The sequence below is a fragment of the Microcoleus sp. K4-B3 genome (assembly GCF_036704615.1).
Lineage (GTDB): Bacteria > Cyanobacteriota > Cyanobacteriia > Cyanobacteriales > Microcoleaceae > Microcoleus.
Genome location: NZ_JAUBSF010000173.1, coordinates 1 through 5,033 on the forward strand (window position 1 = coordinate 1; position 5,033 = coordinate 5,033).

At 51.2% G+C, this 5,033-nt stretch carries 2 tRNA genes and 3 rRNA genes; all 5 read right to left on the reverse strand.

The features are described from left to right. Window positions 1-9: 9 nt before the first annotated feature. A 5S ribosomal RNA gene (rrf, locus tag QUA78_RS31765) occupies window positions 10-122 on the reverse strand. Window positions 123-266: 144 nt separating this feature from the next. Beyond that, window positions 267-3,145: ribosomal RNA gene (locus QUA78_RS31770) — 23S ribosomal RNA — on the reverse strand. Between the two features lie 392 nt (window positions 3,146-3,537). Beyond that, window positions 3,538-3,613, reverse strand: a tRNA-Ala gene (locus QUA78_RS31775). Between the two features lie 33 nt (window positions 3,614-3,646). Then, window positions 3,647-3,723: transfer RNA gene (locus QUA78_RS31780), tRNA-Ile, on the reverse strand. A gap of 52 nt (window positions 3,724-3,775) precedes the next feature. Continuing rightward, a 16S ribosomal RNA gene (locus QUA78_RS31785) occupies window positions 3,776-5,033 on the reverse strand; the annotation flags it as partial.

Here is a 5,033-nt window from a genome sequence, read left to right on the forward strand (position 1 = left end):
GCTGTAAGAGCCTGACGATGACCTACTTTCACACGGGAACCCGCACTATCATCGGCGCAAAGTCGTTTCACTGTCCTGTTCGGGATGGGAAGGAGTGGTACCAACTTGCTATGGTCATCAGGCATAACTTGTTGTCGTGCTGCTTTTTCGGGCAACACAACGAATTCATAGAGTCTGGAATCAGATTTTTTGTATTTGACTGCGTCTAACTTGGCATAACAGACTTTGAGCTTCACGCTGGTGAGCGTGTTGGCTATCAAAGTTATAGGGTCAAGCCGCACGAGCAATTAGTATCAGTTAGCTTAACGCATTACTGCGCTTCCACACCTGACCTATCAACGTCCTGGTCTTGAACGACTCTTTAGGGGGCTCAAGGCCCCGGCAGATCTCATCTTGAAACGAGTTTCCCGCTTAGATGCTTTCAGCGGTTATCTCTTCCACACTTAGCTACTCGGCAATGCCACTGGCGTGACAACCGATACACCAGAGGTGTGTCCACTCCGGTCCTCTCGTACTAGGAGCAGGCTTCCTCAAATCTGCAGCGCCCACGGAAGATAGGGACCAAACTGTCTCACGACGTTTTAAACCCAGCTCACGTACCTCTTTAAATGGCGAACAGCCATACCCTTGGGACCGGCTACAGCCCCAGGATGAGATGAGCCGACATCGAGGTGCCAAACACCGCCGTCGATATGAACTCTTGGGCGGTATCAGCCTGTTATCCCCAGAGTACCTTTTATCCGTTGAGCGATGGCCCTTCCATACAGAACCACCGGATCACTATGTCCTGCTTTCGCATCTGCTCGACTTGTCAGTCTCGCAGTTAAGCACGCTTATGCCATTGCACTATCGTCACGATGTCCGACCGTAACTAGCGTACCTTCGAACTCCTCCGTTACGCTTTGGGAGGAGACCGCCCCAGTCAAACTGCCTACCATGCACTGTCCCCGATCCAGATAATGGACCTAGGTTAGAACCTCAAACACACCAGGGTGGTATTTCAACGTTGGCTCCATGAGAACTAGCGTCCTCACTTCAAAGCCTCCCACCTATCCTACACAGATCTGTTCAAAGTCCAATACAAAGCTACAGTAAAGGTTCATGGGGTCTTTCCGTCTTTCCGCGGGGAGATTGCATCATCACAAACATTTCAACTTCGCTGAGTCTCAGGAGGAGACAGTGTGGCCATCGTTACGCCATTCGTGCAGGTCGGAACTTACCCGACAAGGAATTTCGCTACCTTAGGACCGTTATAGTTACGGCCGCCGTTTACTGGGACTTCAATCAAGAGCTTGCACCCCATCATTTAATCTTCCAGCACCGGGCAGGCGTCACACCCTATACGTCCACTTTCGTGTTTGCAGAGTGCTGTGTTTTTATTAAACAGTCGCAGCCACCGATTTTTTGCAACCCCGTTGGGCTCCCTCTGTACGAGTTCACCTACTTGGGGCATACCTTCTCCCGAAGTTACGGTATCAATTTGCCGAGTTCCTTCTCCTGAGTTCTCTCAAGCGCCTTAGAATACTCATCTCGCGCACCAGTGTCGGTTTGCGGTACGGTCGTCAATAGCTGAAGCTTAGTGGCTTTTCCTGGAAGCAGGGTATCACTCACTTCGTCTGCAAGCAGACTCGTTATCACCCCTCATCTAAGCCCGGCGGATTTGCCTACCAGGCACGACTACAGGCTTGAACCAACATATCCAACAGTTGGCTGAGCTAACCTTCTCCGTCCCCACATCGCACTATTGATCGGTACAGGAATATTGACCTGTTTCCCATCAGCTACGCATCTCTGCCTCGCCTTAGGGGCCGACTCACTCTACGCCGATGAACGTTGCGTAGAAAACCTTGCGCTTACGGCGAGGGGGCTTTTCACCCCCTTTAACGCTACTCATGTCAGCATTCGCACTTCTGATACCTCCAGCATCCGTTACCAGACACCTTCACAGGCCTACAGAACGCTCTCCTACCACTTGCAATAAATTGCAAATCCGCAGCTTCGGTAACTGGCTTAGCCCCGTTACATCTTCCGCGCAGGACGACTCGATCAGTGAGCTATTACGCTTTCTTTAAATGATGGCTGCTTCTAAGCCAACATCCTGACTGTTTTAGCCTTCCCACTTCGTTTCCCACTTAGCCAATTTTAGGGACCTTAGCTGGCGGTCTGGGTTGTTTCCCTCTTGAGTCCGGACGTTAGCACCCGGTGCTCTGTCTCCCAAGCTGTACTCTGCGGTATTCGGAGTTTGCATAGGTTTGGTAAGTCGCCATGACCCCCTAGCCTAAACAGTGCTCTACCCCCGCAGGTAATACTTGAGGCACTACCTAAATAGTTTTCGGAGAGAACCAGCTATTTCCAAGTTTGTTTAGCCTTTCACCCCTATCCACAGCTCATCCCCTAGTTTTGCAACACTAGTGGGTTCGGACCTCCAGTACCTGTTACGGCACCTTCATCCTGGCCATGGATAGATCACTTGGTTTCGGGTCTACACCCAGCGACTGATTCGCCCTATTCGGACTCGATTTCTCTACGGCTTCCCTATTCGGTTAACCTTGCCACTGAATGTAAGTCGCTGACCCATTATACAAAAGGTACGCAGTCACCCTTGCGGGCTCCTACTTTTTGTAAGCATGCGGTTTCAGGATCTATTTCACTCCCCTCCCGGGGTTCTTTTCGCCTTTCCCTCACGGTACTGGTTCACTATCGGTCGATTACGAGTATTTAGCCTTGGAGGATGGTCCCCCCATATTCAGACAGGATTTCTCGTGTCCCGCCCTACTTTTCTCTAACTTAGTACCACACGTCTGTTTTCGCATACAGGGCTATCACCTGCTATGGCCGGGCTTTCCATCCCGTTTTGCTAACAGTCGTGCTATCACTAGAAGGCTCTTCCGATTTCGCTCGCCACTACTTTCGGAATCTCGGTTGATGTCTTTTCCTCGAGCTACTGAGATGTTTCAGTTCACCCGGTTCGCCTCGCATACCTATGTATTCAGTATGCGATACCTCTTGCGAGGTGGGTTTCCCCATTCAGAAATCTCCGGATCAAAGCTTATTTGCCAGCTCCCCGAAGCTTATCGCAGGCTATCACGTCTTTCGTCGCCTGTAATCGCCAAGGCATCCACCACATGCTCTTAGTCACTTGACCCTATAACTTTGACATCTCTTTCAAGATATCGCCATCATCTTCAAGGACTTGCCAGGTCTTTCACCTGGCGCGTTATGCCGTAATGTGAATAATTCCTCGATATCACTATCAAGAAACATTCGTCATTACTGAGTTCAAATTACTTCGCAATCGCTTTCGCAATCACGTTTGCTCATTGAACATTCGTTTTGACGCAATCAAAAATTTGTCACCAGGGGCACGGTCTGCACTAAACCTTTACGAATGTGCAGTTTCCCCTGGCAACTCTGATTTCGACTCTATGAATTTTTAAAGAACAGCCGATTGATCAATCGATATTGATCAACAACAAAGCAGCCTCTTAGCAAAGCCGCTTTGGTGTTGAATGACCGAAGTCTTCTCTTGTCGTTGGGTGGTGGAGGATGACGGGATCGAACCGACGACCCCCTGCTTGCAAAGCAGGTGCTCTCCCAGCTGAGCTAATCCCCCAGTGTCCTCTTACCGCATCTAGCCATCGGAATTTGGTGGGTCTAGTTGGGCTCGAACCAACGACCCCTGCGTTATCAACACAGTGCTCTAACCAGCTGAGCTACAGACCCTGTTCCAACAACCGATAAGTGTGGGCGTTCAATATTGAATGCAGTTTTCCAGAAAGGAGGTGATCCAGCCGCACCTTCCGATACGGCTACCTTGTTACGACTTCACCCCAGTCACGAACCCTGCCGTGGTAATCGCCCTCCTTGCGGTTAGGCTAACTACTTCTGGCAGAACCCGCTCCCATGGTGTGACGGGCGGTGTGTACAAGACCCGGGAACGTATTCACCGCGACATTCTGATCCGCGATTACTAGCGATTCCGACTTCACGCAGTCGAGTTGCAGACTGCGATCCGGACTACGACTGGCTTTATGGGATTGGCTCCCCCTCGCGGGTTGGCAACCCTCTGTACCAGCCATTGTATGACGTGTGTAGCCCCACCTATAAGGGCCATGAGGACTTGACGTCATCCCCACCTTCCTCCGGTTTGTCACCGGCAGTCCCATTAGAGTGCCCTTTCGTAGCAACTAATGGCAAGGGTTGCGCTCGTTGCGGGACTTAACCCAACATCTCACGACACGAGCTGACGACAGCCATGCAGCACCTGTGTTATGGCTCTCTTTCGAGCACTCCTCTATCTCTAAAGGATTCCATACATGTCAAAGGTGGGTAAGGTTTTTCGCGTTGCATCGAATTAAACCACATCATCCACCGCTTGTGCGGGTCCCCGTCAATTCCTTTGAGTTTCAACCTTGCGGCCGTACTCCCCAGGCGGTCAACTTCACGCGTTAGCTTCGTTACTGAGTCAGTGAAGACCCAACAACCAGTTGACATCGTTTAGGGCGTGGACTACCAGGGTATCTAATCCTGTTTGCTCCCCACGCTTTCGTGCATGAGCGTCAGTACAGGCCCAGGGGATTGCCTTCGCCATCGGTGTTCCTCCGCATATCTACGCATTTCACTGCTACACGCGGAATTCCATCCCCCTCTGCCGTACTCTAGCTATACAGTCACAAATGCAGTTCCCAGGTTGAGCCCGGGGATTTCACATCTGTCTTATATAACCGCCTGCGCACGCTTTACGCCCAGTAATTCCGATTAACGCTCGCACCCTACGTATTACCGCGGCTGCTGGCACGTAGTTAGCCGGTGCTTATTCTTACGGTACCGTCATGAACCCCAGGTATTATCCAGAGTCTTTTCGTTCCGTACAAAAGCAGTTTACAACCCGAAGGCCTTCATCCTGCACGCGGCATGGCTGGATCAGGCTTGCGCCCATTGTCCAAAATTCCCCACTGCTGCCTCCCGTAGGAGTCTGGGCCGTGTCTCAGTCCCAGTGTGGCTGGTCGTCCTCTCAGACCAGCTACAGATCG